General features: G+C 58.4%; 1 pseudogene. It reads right to left on the bottom strand.

The window, feature by feature from the left end:
* Window positions 1–160: 160 nt before the first annotated feature.
* Window positions 161–502, bottom strand: a pseudogene (locus SB751_RS28050) (hypothetical protein); the annotation flags it as partial.
* Window positions 503–584 lie beyond the last annotated feature (82 nt).

Raw genomic sequence — 584 nt, 5'->3', positions numbered from 1 at the left:
TGGTGCAGGGCGCTGACTTCCGCGTTTCCAGACTTTACGAAACACGGAAACCGAAGACCATTCATGTTGTTGCTCAGGTCGCAGACGTTTTGCAGCAGCAGTCGCTTCACGTTCGCTCGCGTATCGGTGATTCATTCTGCTAACCAGTAAGGCAACCCCGCCAGCCTAGCCGGGTCCTCAACGACAGGAGCACGATCATGCGCACCCGTGGGGCCGCCATGCCGGCGATAATGGCCTGCTTCTCGCCGAAACGTTTGGTGGCGGGACCAGTGACGAAGGCTTGAGCGAGGGCGTGCAAGATTCCGAATACCGCAAGCGACAGGCCGATCATCGTCGCGCTCCAGCGAAAGCGGTCCTCGCCGAAAATGACCCAGAGCGCTGCCGGCACCTGTCCTACGAGTTGCATGATAAAGAAGACAGTCATAAGTGCGGCGACGATAGTCATGCCCCGCGCCCACCGGAAGGAGCTGACTGGGTTGAAGGCTCTCAAGGGCATCGGTCGAGATCCCGGTGCCTAATGAGTGAGCTAACTTACATTAATTGCGTTGCGCTCACTGCCCGCTTTCCAGTCGGGAAACCTGTCG

The organism is Cupriavidus sp. SIMBA_020 (assembly GCF_046535395.1).
GTDB classification, from domain to species: Bacteria; Pseudomonadota; Gammaproteobacteria; order Burkholderiales; family Burkholderiaceae; genus Cupriavidus; species Cupriavidus campinensis.
Note: the sequence above shows the minus strand (reverse complement) of the source record. Positions and strands in the feature narration are given on the sequence as shown.